At 66.9% G+C, this 19387-nt stretch carries 18 protein-coding genes; 10 read left to right on the top strand and 8 right to left on the bottom strand.

The window, feature by feature from the left end; all coding sequences use genetic code 11:
* Positions 1-14: 14 nt before the first annotated feature.
* The 5 genes from JNL31_RS09970 to JNL31_RS19165 all read left to right on the top strand — a co-directional run bounded on the left by JNL31_RS09970 (position 15) and on the right by JNL31_RS19165 (position 6467).
* Positions 15-1271 (top strand): cytochrome P450, encoded by a 1257-nt coding sequence (locus JNL31_RS09970; protein ID WP_294972833.1) that lies wholly within the window; start codon positions 15-17, stop codon positions 1269-1271.
* Between the two features lie 25 nt (positions 1272-1296).
* On the top strand, positions 1297-2589 hold the full coding sequence (locus JNL31_RS09965) for a glutamine synthetase family protein (protein ID WP_294972831.1): 1293 nt from the start codon (positions 1297-1299) through the stop codon (positions 2587-2589).
* A 10-nt stretch (positions 2590-2599) separates the two neighbouring features.
* The gene (locus tag JNL31_RS09960) at positions 2600-2914 is read left to right on the top strand and encodes a 2Fe-2S iron-sulfur cluster-binding protein (RefSeq protein ID WP_294972829.1); all 315 of its coding nucleotides are present in this window, start codon (positions 2600-2602) and stop codon (positions 2912-2914) included.
* A 697-nt stretch (positions 2915-3611) separates the two neighbouring features.
* Positions 3612-4388 carry an inositol monophosphatase family protein gene (locus JNL31_RS09955; RefSeq protein ID WP_294972827.1) on the top strand — a complete coding sequence of 259 codons (777 nt, stop codon included), beginning with the start codon at positions 3612-3614 and terminating at the stop codon, positions 4386-4388.
* Between the two features lie 105 nt (positions 4389-4493).
* Entirely contained in the window at positions 4494-6467 is a 1974-nt protein-coding gene (locus JNL31_RS19165; protein WP_366928937.1) for an aminotransferase class V-fold PLP-dependent enzyme, read from the top strand.
* A gap of 68 nt (positions 6468-6535) precedes the next feature.
* Here JNL31_RS19165 and JNL31_RS09940 read toward each other — a convergent pair whose 3' ends face one another.
* The 7 genes from JNL31_RS09940 to JNL31_RS09910 are packed head-to-tail and all read right to left on the bottom strand — an operon-like array spanning position 6536 to position 12718.
* Entirely contained in the window at positions 6536-7303 is a 768-nt protein-coding gene (locus JNL31_RS09940) for an HpcH/HpaI aldolase/citrate lyase family protein (RefSeq protein ID WP_294972825.1), read from the bottom strand.
* Between the two features lie 4 nt (positions 7304-7307).
* A complete protein-coding gene (gene hpaH / locus JNL31_RS09935) occupies positions 7308-8108 on the bottom strand; it encodes a 2-oxo-hept-4-ene-1,7-dioate hydratase (protein WP_294972824.1) in 801 nt (266 codons plus the stop codon).
* Positions 8105-8971 carry a fumarylacetoacetate hydrolase family protein gene (locus tag JNL31_RS09930; RefSeq protein ID WP_294972822.1) on the bottom strand — a complete coding sequence of 289 codons (867 nt, stop codon included), beginning with the start codon at positions 8969-8971 and terminating at the stop codon, positions 8105-8107. The genes hpaH and JNL31_RS09930 overlap by 4 nt, the downstream gene beginning before the upstream one ends.
* Complete coding sequence (gene hpaD, locus JNL31_RS09925; protein ID WP_294972821.1) at positions 8968-9948, bottom strand: 3,4-dihydroxyphenylacetate 2,3-dioxygenase; 981 nt, start codon at positions 9946-9948, stop codon at positions 8968-8970. The genes JNL31_RS09930 and hpaD (JNL31_RS09925) overlap by 4 nt, the downstream gene beginning before the upstream one ends.
* 8 nt (positions 9949-9956) lie before the next feature.
* Complete coding sequence (hpaD, locus tag JNL31_RS09920; protein WP_294972819.1) at positions 9957-10811, bottom strand: 3,4-dihydroxyphenylacetate 2,3-dioxygenase; 855 nt, start codon at positions 10809-10811, stop codon at positions 9957-9959.
* Between the two features lie 12 nt (positions 10812-10823).
* Positions 10824-12329: a 5-carboxymethyl-2-hydroxymuconate semialdehyde dehydrogenase gene (gene hpaE / locus JNL31_RS09915; RefSeq protein WP_294972817.1), complete on the bottom strand. Its 1506-nt coding sequence runs from the start codon at positions 12327-12329 to the stop codon at positions 10824-10826.
* Positions 12326-12718 (bottom strand): 5-carboxymethyl-2-hydroxymuconate isomerase, encoded by a 393-nt coding sequence (locus JNL31_RS09910; RefSeq protein WP_294972815.1) that lies wholly within the window; start codon positions 12716-12718, stop codon positions 12326-12328. The genes hpaE and JNL31_RS09910 overlap by 4 nt, the downstream gene beginning before the upstream one ends.
* 96 nt (positions 12719-12814) lie before the next feature.
* On the opposite strand from JNL31_RS09910, the gene hpaR reads away from it, so the two are divergent.
* The 5 genes from hpaR (at position 12815) to JNL31_RS09885 (ending at position 18260) form a co-directional block, all read left to right on the top strand.
* Entirely contained in the window at positions 12815-13294 is a 480-nt protein-coding gene (gene hpaR / locus JNL31_RS09905; protein ID WP_294972813.1) for a homoprotocatechuate degradation operon regulator HpaR, read from the top strand.
* Between the two features lie 104 nt (positions 13295-13398).
* Positions 13399-14400 (top strand): Gfo/Idh/MocA family oxidoreductase, encoded by a 1002-nt coding sequence (locus JNL31_RS09900; protein ID WP_294972812.1) that lies wholly within the window; start codon positions 13399-13401, stop codon positions 14398-14400.
* Positions 14397-15968, top strand: coding sequence for an acyl CoA:acetate/3-ketoacid CoA transferase (locus JNL31_RS09895; RefSeq protein WP_294972810.1), 1572 nt, complete (start codon positions 14397-14399; stop codon positions 15966-15968). The genes JNL31_RS09900 and JNL31_RS09895 overlap by 4 nt, the downstream gene beginning before the upstream one ends.
* Complete coding sequence (locus tag JNL31_RS09890) at positions 15965-16732, top strand: enoyl-CoA hydratase/isomerase family protein (protein WP_294972808.1); 768 nt, start codon at positions 15965-15967, stop codon at positions 16730-16732. Before JNL31_RS09895 ends, JNL31_RS09890 begins: the two co-directional genes overlap by 4 nt.
* 1 nt (position 16733) lies before the next feature.
* Positions 16734-18260 carry an aldehyde dehydrogenase family protein gene (locus tag JNL31_RS09885; RefSeq protein ID WP_294972807.1) on the top strand — a complete coding sequence of 509 codons (1527 nt, stop codon included), beginning with the start codon at positions 16734-16736 and terminating at the stop codon, positions 18258-18260.
* Here the strand turns inward: JNL31_RS09885 and JNL31_RS09880 are convergent.
* Positions 18251-19282, bottom strand: a complete 1032-nt coding sequence (locus JNL31_RS09880; RefSeq protein ID WP_294972805.1) for a LacI family transcriptional regulator — start codon at positions 19280-19282, stop codon at positions 18251-18253. The genes JNL31_RS09885 and JNL31_RS09880 overlap by 10 nt on opposite strands.
* Positions 19283-19387: the final 105 nt, after the last annotated feature.

The following is a 19387-nucleotide window of genomic DNA, read 5'->3' as shown; positions in this document are numbered from 1 at the left end:
CAAGGGAGGAATCGATGACAGTCTGGACGCCCACCGATGACGGCCATGCCGATCTGACCAGCCACGACACCTTCACCCAGGGCGCGCCGCAAAACACCTTCGCCCGCCTCCGCCGCGAAGACCCGATGCACTGGACGCCCTACGCCCAGGGCCAGGGCTTCTGGTCTGTCACAAGGCACGAGGACATCCATTCCCTGAACGGCAAGCCCGACCTCCTCTCCTCCGCCCGCGGCATCCGGATGGAGGACCAGAGCTACGAGGAATACCTCGCCCGCCGCACCTTCCAGGAAACCGACCCGCCCGAGCACATGATGACCCGCGTCAAGGTCGCCAAGGCCTTCTCCAAGCCCGTCATCGCCACCTTCGAGCAATCCATCCGCGACCTCTGCGACACCATCCTCGACGCCGCCCTGCAACGCGAAACCTTCGACGCCACCAAGCACATCGCCCGCGAACTGCCGATGCGGATGCTCGGCCGCATCGTCGGCCTGCCCGACGAGGACCTGCCCTGGCTGGTGGAAAAGGGCGACGCGCTCATCGCCAACACCGACCCCGACTTCACTCCCCATGTCCTCGACAAGCTCACCACCGACGAATTCCGCATGATGCCCTTCAACTCGCCCGCAGGCGCGGAACTCTTCGTCTACGCCAAGGACCTGATGAAGCGGAAGGAGGCGGCCGGCGACACCTCGGGCGTCCTCCACATGATCCTGCAACCCGGTCACGACGGCAGCGTCATGCCCGAGATCGAATTCCGCAACTTCTTCTGCCTCGTCGTCGCCGCCGGGAACGACACCACCCGCTATTCCATCGCGGCAGGCTTGCAGGCGCTCGCCCACCAGCCCGAGCTTCTGCCCCTGATCCAGTCCGGCGCCGTCGACGACACCATGGCGGACGAGATCATCCGCTGGGCCAGCCCCACCAGCTATTTCCGCCGCACCGCCACCCGCGACTTCGATATGCACGGGAAACAGATCAAGGCGGGCGACAAGGTGCTCTACTGGTACGCCTCCGCCAACCGCGACGACACGGTCTTCGACCAGCCCTTCCGCGTCGACCTCGCCCGCAGCCCAAACAAACACCTCGCCTTCGGGCAAGGGGGCCCGCATCTCTGCCTCGGCATGTGGCTCGCCCGGCTCGAAGTCCGCGTCCTCTTCCAGGAACTCGCCAAGCGGATCAAGTCGATCGAGCCCGCAGGCGAACAGAAATTCCTGCGTTCCAACTTCGTGGCCGGGTTGAAAAACCTGCCCGTCCGCGTGACGCTGCAATAATCCAGTATTCCGGGGGGAATTCACCATGGCCGACCGCCTGCGCGCGATGTTCTGCGACCATCTCAGCCTGATGCGCGGCAAATACCTGCCCGCCGCCAAGCTGAAATCCGACGGCACCCGGATGGCGCGGCCCACGTTCAGCGTCCACTGGGACAAGGACCTGATCCTCGACGCGCCCCATACCAAATGCCGCGAGGGCATCCCCGACATGGAACTGCGCTGGGAGGACTCCGAAATCCGCGACGGCTGGGAGCCCGACACGAAAGTCGTCACCGGCGATCTTTATGACAGCGACGGCGCCCGCATTCCCCTCTGCCCCCGCGCCGCCCTGAAACGCGCCGTCGCCGCCTGGGCCGCGAAGGGCCTGACCCCGAAGGTTGGCGTCGAACTGGAAGCCTATGCCTTCGAGATCTCCCAGGACGGCTCCGTCGCCCCGATGCACGCCCCCGGCGGCATCGTCTACGGCACCGGCCCCTTCGCCGACCCCGCCGGTTTCACCGACGCCATCTGGAACCGGGCCGAGGAAGCGGGCTTCCGCCTCGAACTGATCACCGCCGAATACGACACCCCGCAGTACGAATTCACCCTCGCCTATGACGAGGTCGTGTCGGCCATCGACGAGATGGTCCTCTTCCGCCAGATGGCCCGCGAAGTCGCGCTGGAGCACGGCGTCCTCCTGACCTTCCTGCCGAAACCGATCCTGGAGAAGGGCGGCTCGGGCCTGCATTTCAACCTCTCCTTCGCCGACAAGACCGGCAAGAACGCCCTGATGACCGGCCCGAAGGCCGGCCCCGCGCATATGAACGATCTTGCGAAAGGCGTGGTCGCCGGATGGCTCCACCACCACAAGGGCCTCGCCGGGCTTCTGGCCCCGACCGTCGGCAGCTACCTGCGCCTGCAACCGGCCTCGATGTCGGGATACTGGTGCAACTGGGGCGGCGACCATCGCGGCGTGACCGTGCGTGTCTCCGAAGAAGGCGGCCCGAAGACCCGTCTCGAACACCGCATGGCCGACGCCAGCTGCAACCCCTACACCGCGCTGGCGGCCCTTCTGCAAGCCGGGCTTCTGGGCCTTGAAAAGGGCTATGACCTCCCCGCGCCCGAGGCGGGCGACGGCTTCGACCGCACCGACGCGGGCTATGGCGTGGCCGCCTCGCTGGCCGAGGCGATGGACGACCTTGAGGCCGATACCGCGCTTGCGGCGGCGTTGGGCCCGGACCTCGTCGAACATCACCTCTTCATGAAACGGATCGAGGTGACGAAGACCGAGGGTCTCGAAGGCGCTGCCTTGCGCGACTATTACATCTGGTATGTCTGAGGGTCCTGCGATGAAAGCCACCTGGAACCTGGCCGATGGCCGCGAAATCACCCTGGACGTCGCCGAAGGCACCAGCCTGATGGAGGCCGCCACCCGGCATGGCGTCCCCGGCATCATCGGCGAATGCGGTGGCTCGATGTCCTGTGCCACCTGCCATGTCGTCGTCGACTCCGCCTGGGCCGACAGGGCAGGGGGGCCAAGCCCCTTCGAGGAAGACATGCTCGACATCACCGAGGCCGGGCGGCAGCCCAGCTCGCGGCTGTCCTGCCAGCTGAAGATGAACGCGTCGCTGGACGGCATTGTGGTCAGCGTCCCGCAAGCCTGACTGGCCCACGCCACTCCCCCGGCCTTGCGCCGGGGGCCTTGGTATCCATCCCGCTAGCCGCCTGCCACATCCCCCAAACCAGTCACCCGAAAACACCCCAAGGCGCCTTCTCCACCCCCGTCTTTCATCTTTGCCCAAGTATCCCCGCCGGAGGCAGCCAGGGTTCTCCGAAGTGCCGCCCCGGCCCGCCTTGGCTCATCCCTTCATACTGGCCCAAATATCCCCGCCGGAGGCAGCGACACCGGCAACCCGCGCAAGGGCAGGGGACTTTGCACGCCGCCGCCCCACGCCAACCCTCCACTGCTTGTCCCACCCAACCCCGAACGGCCTTCGCCACAGGCCCGCTGACGGCTGTCGCCCGTTATCCCGGACACGCTTCCCCGAGACCGCTCGACCCATCACGTCCCGAACCCCGCCTTTCATCTTTGCCCCAAATATCCCCGCCTGAGGCAGAGCCCATATCCTCAGGCGCTGCCCAGCTTCGTCCGGCGCTCCCTTTCATACTGGCTCAAATATCCCCGCCGGAGGCATCCGTGTCGGAGGCCATGCGCACCGCCGCCTTCGAAGCGCACGGCACCCGCCAGGCGCCTCCCCTCCCCCAGCGTGGGGAGGGGATGGGGAGGGCGGCCTGTCAACCTCGCCTTGCGCCCGCAAGCAGGGAACCTAGTCTCCGAAGGCGCAAGCCCCGGAGGTGCCCATGCTCGATACCCTCAGCTCCATCCTCACCGAAGCGGGCACCCAGGCCCTCGGTTTCTTCAACACGCTCAACGATCGCGCCGTTGAAGCCAAAGCCCCAGGCGACTTCGTCTCCGACGCCGATCGCGCGGTCGAGGCCACGCTTCGTCGCCTTCTGACCGAACACTTCCCCGACTGCGGCATCCTTGGCGAGGAAATGGGCGGCACCCCCTCGGGCCGCTTCTGGGCGGTCGACCCCATCGACGGCACTGCGAACTTCCTTTCCGGTCTTCCGTTCTGGACCATCTCCCTCGGGCTGATCGACAAGGGCGAGCCCGTCGCGGGCGGCATCTTCGCCCCCGCGCTGGGCCTGATGGCTGTGGGCGACGCGTACGGCACCCTGCGGGAAACCGGGCTGAGCGCGACCTCCCGCGCCGCCGATCCCCCCTGCATCGGCCTCGGTCGCAACCCCCGCTGGCCCCCCGCCGACCGCCACGCGGTCGAGGCCGCCTGCGAGAATGCCGGTCTCGCGCCCCGCCTCTTCGGCTCCTGCGCGCTGTCGCTGATGCTGGTCGCCACGGCTCGGCTCAAGGGCTACATCGAGCCCCGGGTCGGCGGGCTATGGGACTGTGCCGCAGGCCTCGCCCTCTGCCGCGCCGCAGGCTTGCCCACCGCCTTCAAGCGACACCCGGACGGTACCGTGGACCTGCTGGCGGGCGAGGTTTTCCACATCGCGGAAGCCGCCGGATGGCGCGACGAAATGTTAAGAAGTCCTGAACGTCCGCGCGCAAGCTATTGATTTCATGGGGTGCGAATTTCTGTCCACCGTGGACAGCCAAACCCGCTTGCAGCCCCCGACCCCTGCTGGCACAGTCCTGCCCAAGGCCGGGGAGGGCCCGACTCCATGACCAGCAATACCACCGCAGGCGGCTATTTCCTCTATCATTCCATCGGCATCTACCCGGGGAAAGAGGAAGGCCTGTCCCGCGCCATGGCCGAATTTTCCGAAGTCTGGGGCGCCCCGAACGACAAGCAGTGGGGATACGTCCTGCGGAAGCGGCAGGATTTCATCGACCGCTGGCGGCGCCTGATCAACGTCCCCAAGGGCAGCCTGACCACGGTCGACAACGTCACCGAAGGCATGCAGAAACTGATGCGCGCCCTGCCCGAGGGAAGCTTGCGCGGAAAGCGGGTGCTGGCCTCCGCCGACTGCTTTCCTTCGGTCCATTTCCTCCTCGCGGGCCTCGCCCCGAAGATGGGCTTCACCCTGACCACCGTCCCCCTTTCCGAAGGCCGCGCCTGGGTCGAGACCGATGACTTCCTCGCCCACTGGGGCCCCGACGTCGGCCTCGCCCTCCTGACCTGGGTGACGTCGATCGGCTCGTCCAAGATGGACTACCCCGCCCTCGTCGCCCACGGCCGCGCGATGGGCAGCCTGATGGTCGCCGACATCACCCAAGGGGCAGGCCTGATGCCCTTCGACGCGATGAATCCGAGGGTGGATTTCGTCGTCTCCACCAGCCTGAAATGGCTCTGCGGGACGCCCGGCGCAGGCATCCTATACGCCGACAAGGACCTGATCCCCAGCCTGCAACCCGAAGCCCGCGGCTGGTTCAGCCAGAACAACCCCTTCTCCTGGGATCTCGACAAGTTCGAATACGCCCCCGACATCCGCCGCTTCGACAGCGGCACGCCGGGCTCGGTGGCGGCCATCGCCTCGCTTCCGGCGATGGAGTGGTTCGCGAAACAGGACCTGCGCGACGTCGCCGCCCACAACCGCCGTCTGGTGGACCGGATCATCGCCCGCGCCGACCGGCTGGACTTGGCCCTCCACTCCCCCCGCGACGCTGACAAGCGGGGCGGCGCGGTGATGTTGCACATGCCCGACAAGGCCGAGGCCGCCGCCTGCGTTGGCGCGCTGGGTGTGGAGGGTTATTCGGTTGATTTCCGCGGCCCGATCCTGCGTCTGTCCCCGGGCTTCGTCACCGAGGAACGGGCAGTCGACGCTACCTTCGACCTGATCGGCGAGGTGATGGCCCGCCGCCGTCGCCGGTTCGCCGGACGGGGAGAGGCGACGTCCGGGGCCGGAGAGGTGCTGGCGGCGCTGGCCTCGGGCCTTGCCGGGGGGGGCGTCAGGGTGGTCGACCTGACCGCCCAACTCGGGCCGGAGACGCCGATCCTGCGGCTGCCGGAAGACCTGGCCCGCAACACGCCCAAGGTCGCCATCCACCCGATCAGCGAATACGACAAGGACGGCCCGTTCTGGGCCTGGAACTGGCTGGAACTCGGCGAACATTCCGGCACCCATTTCGACGCACCGCACCATTGGCTGTCGGGCAAGGATCATCTGGATGGCTTCACCGATACCCTTTCGGTCCAGCGGCTAATCGCGCCGGTGAATGTGATTGATTGTTCACAAATGGCAACGGAGAACGCGGATTATTTGTTGACCGCTGCTGATGTGAAGGCCTGGGAAGCGCGACACGGCGAGATTCTGCCCGGAGAATGGGTGGTAATGCGCACCGACTGGGACAAGCGATCAGAGGACGAGAAGTTGTTCCTGAACGAAGACCCCGACCCTTACGAAGACGGTTCGCATTCACCGGGGCCGTCGACCGATTGCATCGACTATCTCCTGGGCAAGGGGATCGTCGGCTGGGGCACGCAATGCGTCGGCACCGATGCGGGGATGGCGGGCAAGTTCAGCCCGCCGTTCCCGGCGCACAACTTCTTGCATCGCGACAACTGCTTCGGCCTCGCAAGCCTGTGCAATCTGGACCGACTGCCGCCGAAAGGCGCGATCCTGATCGCCACGCCCCTGAAGATCAAGGACGGCACCGGCTCTCCCATCCGGGCGCTGGCGCTGGTTCCGGGCTGATCCCTCTTCCATCGGCTTCGACTTTTCCTCGGCACTGAAACGAGGGGCACGAAGCCCCTGGCAGGAGACTACCTGACGTATTTCCGAGCAAGCGTTCGCATTGCGCCGACATAGGCCACCACGTCGATGCCCACGCCGACGAACCGCGCCCCGGCTTTTACGCAATCTGCGATGAATCCCTCTTCGGTCGACAGCATCCCGGCAGCCTTGCCCGAGGCCGCGATGCGGGCCAGCGCGTCAAGAACGGCAGCGCGCACTTCGGGGTGTCCCGCATTGCCGAGATGACCCATGTCGGCGGCAAGATCGGCGGGGCCGATGAAGACGCAGTCGATGCCGTCGATCGCCAGGATGTCGTCCAGCGCGGAAAGTCCGGCCCGGCTTTCGACTTGCAGGATCAGGCAGATCTGGTCGTTCGCGGTCTTGAGGTAATCCGGGATCGCCGAAAACCGAGAGGCCCGGGCGAGGGAGGAGCCGATCCCCCGGATGCCCTCGGGCGGATAGCGGGTCGCCCGAAGAGCCCGCAGCGCCTGATCCGCAGTCTCGATCATCGGTATCATCAGGCTTTGTGCGCCCGCGTCCAGGACCTGCTTGATCCGGGCCGGGTCATCGTCGCGCAGGCGCACGACAGGCAGGCTGGACGAAGGTTCGATGACCGCCAGTTGCGCCATGGTGGAGCGCAGGTCGTTCGGCGCGTGCTCGCCGTCGATCAGAAGCCAGTCGAAACCACAGGTCGCGACCATTTCGGCGGCATAGGGATCGGCCATGCCCAGCCACGAGCCGAAGACGGTCTCCCCGGCGGCGAGGCGAAGTTTCAGGCGGTTTACAGGAGCTGGCATGGGGCTACTCGAAGCTGAGGGAGGCGGAGCCGAAGGCGCCGAAATCGGCATGGAAGCAGCTGCCGGGCGGGGCCTCGATGGCGCGGACGAAGCTGCCGGAAAGGACGACATCGCCCGCTTTCAGGCCCTGACCATACCGCGCAAGCCTTTGGACAAGCCAGAGAATCCCGGTGACGGGATCATCGAGTACGCCCGCGCCAAGGCCGGTTTCCTCGACCACGCCATCGCGCTTCACGACCGCGCCAACCCAGCGCAGGTCGAACGAGTGGACGGTGTGGCGCTGTGCCCCAAGCACGATCCCGGCGTTGGCCGCATTGTCGCTGATCGTGTCGGTGATGATCCGGGTCTTGCCGGTGACGGGATCGCTGCGCAGGATGCGGGTGTCAAGGATCTCCAGCGCCGGGGCAACGTGGGCGGTTGCAGCCAGCACATCGGCCCGCGTGACATGCGCGCCCGACAGGTCGCGGCCCATCAGGAAGGCGATCTCGGCCTCGACCCGTGCTTGAATGAAACGGTTTTTCGGAACTGTCGCGCCATCGGCGAAGAGCATGTCATCGAACAGCACGCCCGAATCCGGCGTGTCGATCTTCAACTGCTCCTGCATCGCGCGCGAGGTGAGGCCGATCTTCCAGCCGATCCCCTTGCGGCCGGTGGAGCGTTTCAGGGCGACAAGCTCGGCCTGCACGGCATAGGCGTCGTCCAGCGTCATGCCGGGATAGGCCAGCGACAGAAGGCCGATCTGGCGGCGCGTGGCCTCGGCATCCAGGAGCGCAAGGGCGGCGGCGTGGTGTTCCCTCGGGGTCATGCCCCGGTTCTTTCATCCGCGACGCCGTTGCGCAAGATGCCGATTCCCTCGGCCTCGACCTCGATCACGTCGCCGGGCTTCAGCCAGACCGGCGGGTCGAAGCGGGCGCCCGCACCGGTGGGTGTGCCGGTGACGATGATGTCGCCGGGGACAAGGGTGGTGAAGGTCGAGATATAGGCGATCTGCCGGGCCACGGGGAAGAGCATCCGGCTGGTGCGGTCATGCTGGCGGGTCTCGCCGTTGACGCGGGTCGTGAGCGCGACATCGGTGATCTGGGCGGGGTCGGTGAAGGGCACCAGCCCCGGCCCCAGCGCGCCCGAAGCATCCCAGTTCTTGCCCTGCGTCACGTTGAACTTGGCATGGCGCACCCAGTCGCGGATCGTGCCTTCGTTGCAAAGGGTAAGTGCAGTGATATGGGTCAGCGCCTGCGCTTCCGGGATGCGGCGGCCGCCCTTGCCGATGACCACGGCGATCTCGCCCTCGTAGTCGAGCTGCGGGCTTTCCGGGGGCCGGATCAGCGGCTGGCCGTGGCCGGTGAAACTGCGCGGGAAGCGGATGAAGAGCGACATGTTGGGCGGCGCGTCCTGCCCGTCCCTGTACTCGGCATTGCGGTCGGGGAAGTTGACGCCGACGCAGATGATCTTCTCCGGGTCCGGGATCGGCGGGGCATAGGTGAACGATCCTTCGGGATGGCTTGCGGGGCGGCCCTTGGCGGTGCCCAGCACCTGCGGGATCGCGCCCGCCTCGATGACATTGCGCAGGGTGCGCCACTGCGGGAAGGCGTCGGAGAGCGCCAGTACGCCCCCCGGTGCGGTCACGCCCCAGTGCTGGCGGCCCACGGCGGTGAAGGTCACAAGCATCATGGCGCGATGATCGGTGTGGCGTTGAGCGTGGCGGGGACGGGGGTGGTCCCGGCAAACAGGCTCCCCTCCTCGAACCAGGACCGCGGGGCAGGGGCGCCCCACAGCGTCTGGCGCTGGGGGTCCTTCAGGTCCCAGCGGATCGGCTCCAGGTCGGGGTCGACGGTCTGGTAGTCGGAACAGTAGATCTCGATGCGGTGGCCGTCGGGGTCGCGGATGTACAGGAAGAAGGCGTTGGAGATGCCGTGGCGGCCCGGCCCCCGCTCGATGTTTGCCAGCCAGCCGGTGGTGGACATGAGGTCGAGGAGGTCGATGATGTTCAGGGGCGTTGGCACCCAGAAGGCGGTGTGGTGCAGGCGAGGGCCGGTGCCGTTTGTGAAGGCGATGTCGTGGACGCCGCCCTTGCGGTGGGTCCAGGCGGCCCAGAGGCGGCCCGTCGCCTCGTCCTCGGTATATTCGGTGACGCGGAAGCCGATCTCGTTCCAGAAGGCGACCGAGGCATCGACGTCGGGCGAGAAGCAGTTGAAATGGTCGATCCGCAGGGGCTTTACGCCTTTGTACAGGGCATATTGCTGGTGGATCGGCGGCAGGCGGTCCATCCGGGCGTAGAATTCCAGCGGGATACCCAGCGGGTCGCGGGTGCGGAAGCTGCGGCCCTGGAAGGGGCGCTCGACCCAGTCAACCGGCAGGCCCTTGCCCTTGAAGAAGGCGGCGGCGCGGTCGAGGTCGTCCTCGTCATAGACCTTGAAGCCAAGGTCGCGCGCCTCGGCCGTTTCGGACTTCCGCAGGACGATGCAATGGTGCCCGCGCTCCTCCAGCGCCCGCAGCCAGATCGTTTCGGCGTCCTCGTCCGTCACTTGCAGGCCCAGCGTGTCGACGTAGAAGGCGCGCGACTTCGCAAGGTCGGTCACGCCGAATTCCACATGGCTCAGGCGGACGGTGTTGAACGGCGGGTAGAGGTTCGGGGCGGGGACGGGCATGGCGGGCCTCAGCTGACGGGGAAGATGACGTTGGTCTGGCCGGTGCCGGACGAGGGGAAATAGGGCGTCACCACCTCGCATTTCGCGCTGTAGCTGTCCCAGCCGAGCGCGCCATACAGCATGGCGGTGTCGTGCATCGAGCCTTCGCCGCAGCAGAACTGGGCGTAGTCCGGCAGCATCTTCAGGAAGGTCGCATGGTCGCCCCTCTGCCACATGTCCAGCACATGCAGGTCGACCTGCCGGTTGAACTCGCTGGAGATGGTGAAGGTGCCATTGTTCGCCGCATAGTCCCGGTTCGGCCAGATCTTGTGCGAGAGCGAGCCGGACGCGACCAGCAGGACCTTGCTGTCGGACGCTTCCACCGCCTTGCGGATCGCCTCGCCGATCACCCGGCTTTCGTCGTGGCTGTGCACCGTGCACCAGGCGGCGACGGAAACGACCTTCATCCGGTGGGCACGGGACATGAAATGCATTGGCACCAGTGTGCCGTATTCGCATTCCAGCGTGTCAAGGTGATGGGCCAGCGTGTAGACCCCCGCCTCGGTCGCGGCCCTGGCGATGGCGTCGCCAAGGGCCGGGTTGCCCTCATGGTCGAAGGGCATGTTCTGGATGAACTGCGGGAACTCGTTCGAGGTGAACAGGCCCCGGAATCGGTGGTTGGCGTTGATGTGGAAGCCCGCGTTGATCACCCAATGCGTGTCGCAGATGACGACCGTATCGGCCCCCAAGGCCTTGGCGCGCCAGGCGATTTCCAGGTGCCCGTCGATGGCCGCCTGCCGTTTGCCCTTCACCGGGCCGTCCTGTTCGGACATCAGCATCGTCGGCACATGCGTGCATTTCGCCGCCAGAACGATTTCTCCCATGACCTTCCCCCTTCAGGCGCCAAGCCGCTGGATCTTGTGGTTGCCAATCGCGAAGGCGGTGTTCTTCGTTTCCATGTAGAACTCGAACGACCAGTCCCCTCCGTCGCGCCCGATGCCTGATGCTTTCACCCCGCCGAACGGGGTGGGCAGGTGGCGGACGTTTTCTGAGTTGACCCAGATCATCCCGGCCTCCAGCGCATCGGAAAACCGCAGGGCGCGGGTCAGGTCATTGGTCCAGAGGTATCCGGTCAACCCGTAGGCGGTGGAGTTGGCGATGGCCAGCGCCTCGGCCTCGTCCCTGAAGGTCAGCGAGGTCAGGAAGGGGCCGAACACCTCTTCCTGCGCGATCCGCATCTGCGGGGTTGCGCCGGTGAACAGCGTCGGGCGCACGAACCATCCCGCATCGCCCACCCTGTTGCCACCCGCCGCCAGAACCGCGCCGTCCTGCCTGCCGATCTCGACGTAGGACGTGACCTTGTCGAAATGGGTCTTGTGGATCAGCGGTCCGACTTCGGTTTCCGGGTCCAGCGGATGCCCGACCCTGATCGCATCGGCCCGCTTGGCCAGCATGGCGTTGAACTTTTCCGCGATGCTTTCCTGCACCAGCACGCGCGAGGACGAGGTGCAGCGTTCGCCGTTCAGCGAATAGATCATGAAGATCGCCGCATCCAGCGCCCGCTCAAGATCGGCGTCCTCGAAGACGATCACCGGGTTCTTGCCGCCCAGCTCGAAATGCACCCGCTTCAGCGTGTCGGCGCCCTGTTTCATGATCATGCTGCCGGTGCGGCTTTCACCGACGAAGGCGATGGCCTTGATGGCGGGATGTTCGGTCAGCGCCTTCCCGGCCTCCTCGCCCAGCCCGTTGACCAGGTTCAGCACGCCGGGGGGCAGCCCCGCCTCGTGGCAGATTTCGGCCAGCAGCCGCGCGGTGAGGGGGGAAAACTCGGCCGGCTTGTGAACGACCGTGCAGCCTGCGGCCAAGGCAGGCGCAATCTTCCAGGTCGACAGCATGAATGGCGTGTTCCAGGGCGTGATCACCCCGACCGGCCCGATGGGCTTGCGGCTGGTCACGTTCAGGTGGTCCTTCGTCGGCAGCGACTTGCCGTCCCGGGCACCCGGCGCCAGGTCGGCGAAGTAGCGGAAGTTCTCCGCCCCGCGCAGGGCGGCCTTCGACATGAAGCGCCAGGCCTGCCCGGTGTCCCAGCATTCGCACAATGCGATTTCCTCGGCCCGCGCCTCGATCCCGTCGGCGATGCGGTGCAGGATCGCCTTGCGCTTTGCCCCGTCCAGCGCCGCCCAGGCCGGGAAGGCCGCCTTCGCCGCCTGTGCCGCCCGATCGACATCCGCCGCCGTCCCACGCGCGACGGTGGCGATCAGGCTTTCATCGACCGGCGAGCGGGTCTCGAACACCCCGCCCGCGCCCGCCGCATCCTTCCCGTCGATCAGGTTCAGGATGCCGCCCGACCGGAACCGCGCCAGATGACCCTCAAGCTTTTCCAGATGGGTGGCGAGCGTCATTCTTTTTCTCCGGGCAGGTAGTTGCGGATCGAGCTGGCCTTGGGCGACAGCGCGGGGTCGATGTCGCGCATTTCCAGCGACAGCATGAGGGACGAGCTGGCCATGACTTCGGCGCAGAAGGTCTCGGCGGCGGCGAAGATAAGGGCGGTCGCTTCGGCCTTGGCCGCGTCGCTGCGCCCGCCGCGCAGGCGGATCGAGATGTCGAGGAAGGCATGGTCCGGGTTGCCGTCGGCGATCACCACATGATCAGCCCGCAGCGCCCGGACGCGGATGCCAGCGAGCGGCAGGATGCCGGTCGCGACCGCCGCATCCCGCAGCACGCGACACAGGCCCGCGACATCAAGTCGGCTTTCAAGATTCGCGGAATAGTCGATCTGTATATGCGGCATCGCGGCCTCCCAGTCCGATTGAGCGGGATGATACTTGCTTTGTCAAGTAATTTTGCGGAGGTTGAGACTGTGCCCGAAACAGGCCATAAGCTGGACATGACCGACGCCCCCGCCTTCCGCCAAACCCGCCGTTCCCTGCCCATCTCGCTTCTGCGCGCGCGGGAGGTGGTCATGGGTCCGATCCGCGACATGCTGTCGGACTCGGGTGTGAACGAACAGAAATGGCGCGTGCTGCGGGTGTTGCAGGAAAAGGGCCCGCAGGAACTGAGCCAGGTCGCCGCCGAGGCGGTGCTGCTCCTGTCCAGCCTGACCCGGATGGTCGGGCCGATGGTCGCTGAGGGGCTGATCTCGCGCATGACCCCGCCAGAGGACCGGCGCAAGACGGTGGTGGCGATCACGCCTGCCGGACTCGCCCTGGTCAACGCCCATGCCGGTGAAAGCGCAGCGATCCTGGGCCGGATCGAGGCCGAGTTCGGTCACAACCGGCTGGAGCAACTTCTGGATCTTCTTGAGGATTTGCAGCGGCTTGACCTGCGGTCCGGCACCCCGGAAGCCGCCCAGAAAGCCCGCCGCTGACTCCCTGATCCCTGCTTTCCGCCCGTGCAGTGAAACGACTCACTTGACGACTATTGGATCGTTCCAGTATTGAATTGGAACGATCCAAAATAACCGAGGACGCGATGCGCTGGGGACTGATCGGGGCAAGCACGATTGCCGAGCAGCACATGATCGGCGCGATCCGGGCGACCGGGGGCGAGGTTGCCGCCGTGGTCAGCACGACCAAGGCGCGGGCACGCGATTTCGCCGCGCGGCATGGCATCCCGACCCATGGTGCCACACTGGCCCTCATCCTGGATGATCCCTCGATCCGGGCGGTCTACATCTCCTCGACCAACGAGAAGCACCATGCCCAGGCGCTGTCGGCCATCGCGGCAGGCAAGCATGTGCTGTGCGAAAAGCCGCTGGCGATGACGCTGGACGAGGCAACGGAAATGGTCGCGGCGGCAGAAGCGGCGGGGGTGATCTTCGCCACCAACCACCATCTACGCTGCTCCGGCTCGCATCGCGCCGTCCGCGACCTGATCGCGCAGGGCCGCATCGGCCGCGTCCTGTCGCTGCGCCTCTTCCACGCCGTCCACCTGCCCGGCAACCTGCAAGGCTGGCGGATCAACGACGCGGGCGCGGGCGGCGGGGTGATCCCCGACATCACCGTGCATGACGCCGACGTGGCGCGCTTCCTTCTGGGCGAAGACCCCGTGGCCGTGGTCGCGCAGATGACGGCCTCCGGCATGGGGCAGGGGGTCGAGGATTCGGTCATGTCGGTCTGGTCCATGCCCTCGGGCGCGATGGTGTTCGGCCACGAAAGCTTCACCCATCCCTTCGCCGGATCGGGGCTGGAGGTGCATGGCACCCATGGCTCGATCTTTGCGCGGGGGGTGATGACGCAGCAGCCCAAGGGCGAGATCGAGCTGGTCACCGCAACCGGGCGCGAGGCGGTGTCCTTCCCGACGCACAACCTCTACGCCCAGGGCGTGCAGGATTTCCTGTCCGCCGTCGCTGGGCAGGGCGCCCCTGCGGCAACCGGCCGTGACGGCATCGCCTCGCTGGCCGTGGCCCTTGCCGTGCGCGAGGCCGCCCGGACGGGTATCCGCCAGACCGTCGACTACCGGAGAACCGCATGACCAAGCTCGTCTCCCCCTCCGCAGCCGTCGCACGCATTCCCGACGGGGCTGTCGTCACCGTCTCCTCCTCCTCCGCGCTCGGCTGCCCCGACCTTGTGCTCAGGGCACTGGGAGAACGGTTTCGCGCCGAGGGCCACCCGAAGGCCATCACCACGTTGCATCCCATCGCCGCAGGCGACATGTATGGCGTCAAGGGCATGGACTGGATTGCGCAGGACGGGCTTCTGGCCCGCGTGCTGGCCGGCTCCTATCCCTCCGGCTCTTCCAACCTGCCGATGCCCGAGATCTGGAAGATGATCGTCGAGGACCGTGTCGCCGCCTACAACGTCCCCTCCGGCATCATGTTCGACATGCACCGCGAGGCTGCCGCCCGCCGCCCGGGCGTGCTGACCAAGGTCGGGATGGAGACCTTCGCCGACCCGGTGCGCGAGGGTTGCGCGATGAACGCCCGTGGCGCCGCCCAACCCATCGTCCATCGCGTCGACTTCGCCGACGAGACCTGGCTTCACTTCCCGAACATCGCGCCCGATGTCTGCATCCTGCGCGCCACCACGGCGGATGAATGGGGCAACCTGACCTACGAACACGAAGGCGCCTATCTGGGCGGGCTGGAACAGGCGATCGCCACCCGCAACAACCGGGGTCTCGTTATCGCGCAGGTTTCGCGCCTCACCGCCAAGGGCTCGCTTCGCCCGCATGACGTGCGTGTGCCCGGTCATCTGGTTGACCTGATCGTCCTCGATCCCGACCAACGCCAGACCACCGAAACCCGCTATGACCCGGCGATTTCCGGCCAGATCATGCGGCCGTGGTCCAGCTTCCATCTGGCCGAACATGGCGTGGAAAAGGTCATCGCCCGGCGCGCGGCACTGGAGTTGAAGGAAGGCATGACCGCCAACCTCGGCTTCGGCATCTCTGCCATGGTGCCCCGGGTCCTTCTGGAGGAAGGCCACCCCGATGCCGTGACCTGGGCCATCGAACAGGGCGCGGTGGGCGGCATGCCCCTGACCGGCTTCGCCTTCGGCTGTGCCTCGAACGCCGATGCCTATGTCCCCTCGCCCCAGCAGTTCATCTATTTCCAGGGTGCGGGCTTCGACATGTCGTTCCTGTCGTTCCTGGAGATCGACGTCGAGGGCAACGTCAACGTCTCGAAGCTGGGCAAGAAGCCCTACCTGACCGCCGGCTGCGGCGGTTTTGTCGACATCACCGCCCATGCCCGCAAGATCGTCTTCTCCGGCTGGTTCGAGGCCGGGGCAGGGGTGGAGCTGACCGCCACCGGCCTGAAGGTCGCCACGCCCGGCAAGTTCTGCAAGATGGTCGAGAAGGTCGAACATGTCACCTTCTCCGGCACCCGCGCCCGCCAGCAAGGGCAGGAGATCCTGTACATCACCGAGCGCTGCGTGATCCGGCTGACGGACCAGGGTCTGGTCGCGACCGAGATCATGCCCGGCATCGACCCGGCGCGCGACATCGTTGCGGCATCGCAGGGCCGGGTGACGCTGGCCGAAAACGCCACCACCATGCCGCTGTCGCTGCTGGCTGAAGGCCCGATGGGGTGGCAGCCATGACCGGGGTCCGCCTGCATATCGCCGGGCCCGTGGCCGAGCTGCGGCTCGACAACCCCGCCAAGCTCAACTGCTTCACGGTCGAGATGCTGGGCCAGCTTGCCAGCCATCTGGAGGTGGTCGAAGGCCGCCCGGAAGTCCGGGCCGTGATCATCACCGGCGAGGGCGAAAAGGCCTTCTGCTCCGGCGCCGACATCAACGCCTGGGGCGATCTTGGCCCCGCCGAGTTTGCCCGCAACTGGGTGCGCGGCGGGCATCGCATCTTTGACCGGCTGGCGCGGCTGGCGAAGCCCACCATCGCGGCGCTGAACGGCCATGCCTTCGGGGGCGGTCTGGAACTTGCCGCCGCCTGCGATATCCGGGTCATCACTCCCAAGGCCACCATCGCGCTGCCCGAGGCCGGGGTCGGCATCGTCCCCGGCTGGTCCGGCTCGCAGCGGCTGGCGCGGCTGATCCCGGAAGCGATGGTCAAGGAAATGGCGCTCTTTGGTCGCCGGATCGGGGCCGACCGCCTTATCTCCTGCGGCTTCGTTGCCGAGATAGCCGCGGACGTTCGCAACGCAGCGCAGGAGATCGCCGAAAAGGCCGCAACCCTCTCCCCCCGCGCGGCCGAGATCACCAAGGCGATGATCCATGCGGGGCAGGGCGAGGACAGTGCCGCCCTGATCGAGGCGCTGGGCTCTGCCGCCATTGCCGCCAGCGCTGACCGGCAGGAGGGTGTCGCGGCCTTCCAAGAGAAACGCAAAGCAGAATTTCCGGGGACCTGAGATGCTCGACCTGACCCTGATCTCCGCCATCGAAACGACGCTTCCGCCGGTCTTTCACGCCCGCCACCTGATCGACGGCAAGTGGCAGGACAGCGCCGATGGTGCGACGACGGAACGTCGGTCCCCCTCGCACGGCACCGTCGTCAGCCGTGCTGCCAAGGGCGGCACGGCGGAGGCCGAAGCCGCCATCACCGCCGCCCGCGCCGCCTTCGACGACGGGCGCTGGAGCCAGCTTTCTGGCAAGGCCCGCGCCGCTGTCCTGCTGAAAGTCGCGGAGCTGATCGAGGCCAATACTGACCGCATGGCCCTGATCGAGACGCTGGAATCCGGCAAGCCGATCACCCAGGCGCGGGGCGAGGTTTCGGGTGCCGCCGACCTTTGGCGCTATGCCGCCTCGCTGGCCCGCACGCTGCACGGCGACAGCCACAACTCGCTTGGCGCGGACATGCTGGCCGTGGTGCTGAAGGAACCCATCGGCGTCGTCTCGATCATCACCCCCTGGAATTTCCCGTTCTGGATCCTCAGCCAGAAGCTGCCCTTCGCCCTGGCGGCAGGCTGCACCTGCGTGGTGAAACCCTCGGAACTGACCCCGTCTACTACAGTGATACTTGGCGAACTCCTCGCCGAGGCGGGTCTGCCCGATGGCGTCGTCAACATCGTCCTCGGCCTCGGCCAGCCGGTCGGCGCCACGCTCGCCTCCGACCCCCGCGTCGACATGATCACCTTCACCGGCTCCACCGCCGTGGGGCGGGGCATCGCAGCCGCTGCCAGCGCCACGCTGAAGAAGGTCGCGCTCGAACTCGGCGGCAAGAACCCGCAGGTCATCTTCCCCGACGCCGACCTCGCCTCCGCCGCCGATGCGGTGGTCTTCGGCATCTACTTCAACGTGGGTCAGTGCTGCAATTCCGGCAGCCGGATCCTCGTGCATGAAGACATCGCCGAGGCCTTCACCGAAAAGGTCGTCGCCCTGTCCCGCAAGGTAGCCTTCGGCGACCCGCTCGACCCCGCCACCCAGGTCGGCGCCATCGTCAGCCCCGAACATGGCGCGAAGATCGACGGCTATGTCGCCGCCGCACGCAAGGCCGGGGCCCGTGTCGCCCTTGGCGGTGGCCCCTTGCAGGTTCCCGGCCTCGGGCCGCAGTTCTACCAGCCCACGGTCGTGACCGGCGTAACCCCCGACATGGCCATCGCCCGCGAGGAAGTCTTCGGCCCGGTCCTGACTGTCCTGACGTTCCGCACGCTGGACGAAGCGCTGAAACTGGTGAACGATGCCGACTACGGCCTCTCTGCCGGGGTCTGGAGCGAGAACGTCCACACCTGCCTGGCCTTCGCACGCGGCGCACAGGCGGGCACGGTCTGGACCAACACCTGGATGGACGGCTTCCCGGAGGTGACCTTCGGGGGCGTCAAGCAATCGGGCCTTGGCCGGGAAATCGGCCGCTTCGGCCTCGACGAATTCATGGAAGTGAAGTCGCTCGTCATGCGCATCGGACGCACGCGGGCGCCCTGGGTCAGGGGTCAGGGATGAGTTTTGAACTCGATCTTCGGGGCTTGCAGGACATGCAGCGCATCGGCCGCCTCGCCCTGCATGGAGCGCAGGAGTGTCCGTCCCATCGCGCGACCAGCCTCCCACAGATCCTCGAACACGGTGTCCACCGTGGGCCTGAGCAGGTCGAAGATCGCCGAGGCGCGCTTGGCCACCACGTCCAGCTGTCGACCGGGATGCAGGTGCAGGTCGGCCATCGCCGACAGGCAGGCGATCGCCGCCACCTCGCCGACGCAGACCACCCCGTCCGGAGCGTCCGGCGCGGCAAGACGCTGGCGCAGGAAGGCCGCGACCTCGGTCGCCGGGGTCGAGAGGCTGACCGCCTCGGGCGTCTCCCAGGTCAGGCCCCTTTCGCGGCAGGCGGCCACCAGGCCGTAGCGCAGGTGCTGGGCGAAGGTGAAGCGATCTTGCGGCAGGATCATGAGGATCCGGCTGCGGCCCTTGTACGCCAGCCTTGCAACCGCCGCGCGGGCGAAGGCCTCGTTGTCGTAGTCGACCCAAGGGTGCGGCGTGGTGAACTCGGTGCGGCCATGGCTGACGAAGGGAAAGCCCTGTTCGGTGAGATAGCGCACGCGGGGGTCGAAGGGCTCGGTCCGGTTGAACACGATCCCGTCGCCCAGCCGGTTCTCGACGATGGTGCGGACGGCTGTCATCCGGTCGGCGTGCATCACGTCGGGGAACAGCGTCACGGAATAGCCGGTGCCCTGCAACGCATCGGTCAGCCCGCCAAGGAGGTCATGGGTGAAACCCAGGAACTCGTGGTCGAGGCTGAGCAGAAGTTGCACCACCTTGGTGCGCCCGGTGCGCAGCCGCTGTGCAGCGCGGTCGGGGACATAGCCCTGCGCACGGGCGGCCTCGGCCACCAGCTCGCGCGTCTGGGCGGCGATCCGTGGATCCTTGGCCAGCGCGCGCGACACGGTGGTGATTGCAAGCCCCGTCGCCTGCGCCACGGTGCGAAGGGTTGCGCGCTGGCGCCCGCCGGATCTGGTGCCGGTCTCCTCCACGATATGCCCGCCGCCCCCTTCGTCCGGCCCGAATCGATCCTCGGTGCAACGATGCAAATTCGTCAGAAGTATGCACCGCTGCCCGGCTTAGGCTGCCCCGTCAAC

The organism is Tabrizicola sp. (genome assembly GCF_016792905.1).
Classification (GTDB): Bacteria; Pseudomonadota; Alphaproteobacteria; order Rhodobacterales; family Rhodobacteraceae; genus Tabrizicola.
Note: the sequence above shows the minus strand (reverse complement) of the source record. Positions and strands in the feature narration are given on the sequence as shown.

What these genes read in the sequence shown, in the direction of transcription:
- JNL31_RS09895 (WP_294972810.1), top strand. Translation starts at nt 14,397, where the DNA reads ATGACCAAGCTCGTCTCCCCCTCCGCAGCCGTCGCACGCATTCCCGAC.
- JNL31_RS09930 (WP_294972822.1), bottom strand. Translation starts at nt 8,971, where the DNA reads ATGATGCTTGTGACCTTCACCGCCGTGGGCCGCCAGCACTGGGGCGTG.
- hpaD (WP_294972821.1), bottom strand. Translation starts at nt 9,948, where the DNA reads ATGCCCGTCCCCGCCCCGAACCTCTACCCGCCGTTCAACACCGTCCGC.
- hpaR (WP_294972813.1), top strand. Translation starts at nt 12,815, where the DNA reads ATGACCGACGCCCCCGCCTTCCGCCAAACCCGCCGTTCCCTGCCCATC.
- hpaH (WP_294972824.1), bottom strand. Translation starts at nt 8,108, where the DNA reads ATGACCCCGAGGGAACACCACGCCGCCGCCCTTGCGCTCCTGGATGCC.
- JNL31_RS09965 (WP_294972831.1), top strand. Translation starts at nt 1,297, where the DNA reads ATGGCCGACCGCCTGCGCGCGATGTTCTGCGACCATCTCAGCCTGATG.
- hpaD (WP_294972819.1), bottom strand. Translation starts at nt 10,811, where the DNA reads ATGGGAGAAATCGTTCTGGCGGCGAAATGCACGCATGTGCCGACGATG.
- JNL31_RS09890 (WP_294972808.1), top strand. Translation starts at nt 15,965, where the DNA reads ATGACCGGGGTCCGCCTGCATATCGCCGGGCCCGTGGCCGAGCTGCGG.
- hpaE (WP_294972817.1), bottom strand. Translation starts at nt 12,329, where the DNA reads ATGACGCTCGCCACCCATCTGGAAAAGCTTGAGGGTCATCTGGCGCGG.
- JNL31_RS09940 (WP_294972825.1), bottom strand. Translation starts at nt 7,303, where the DNA reads ATGCCAGCTCCTGTAAACCGCCTGAAACTTCGCCTCGCCGCCGGGGAG.
- JNL31_RS09900 (WP_294972812.1), top strand. Translation starts at nt 13,399, where the DNA reads ATGCGCTGGGGACTGATCGGGGCAAGCACGATTGCCGAGCAGCACATG.
- JNL31_RS09885 (WP_294972807.1), top strand. Translation starts at nt 16,734, where the DNA reads ATGCTCGACCTGACCCTGATCTCCGCCATCGAAACGACGCTTCCGCCG.
- JNL31_RS19165 (WP_366928937.1), top strand. Translation starts at nt 4,494, where the DNA reads ATGACCAGCAATACCACCGCAGGCGGCTATTTCCTCTATCATTCCATC.
- JNL31_RS09970 (WP_294972833.1), top strand. Translation starts at nt 15, where the DNA reads ATGACAGTCTGGACGCCCACCGATGACGGCCATGCCGATCTGACCAGC.
- JNL31_RS09955 (WP_294972827.1), top strand. Translation starts at nt 3,612, where the DNA reads ATGCTCGATACCCTCAGCTCCATCCTCACCGAAGCGGGCACCCAGGCC.
- JNL31_RS09960 (WP_294972829.1), top strand. Translation starts at nt 2,600, where the DNA reads ATGAAAGCCACCTGGAACCTGGCCGATGGCCGCGAAATCACCCTGGAC.
- JNL31_RS09910 (WP_294972815.1), bottom strand. Translation starts at nt 12,718, where the DNA reads ATGCCGCATATACAGATCGACTATTCCGCGAATCTTGAAAGCCGACTT.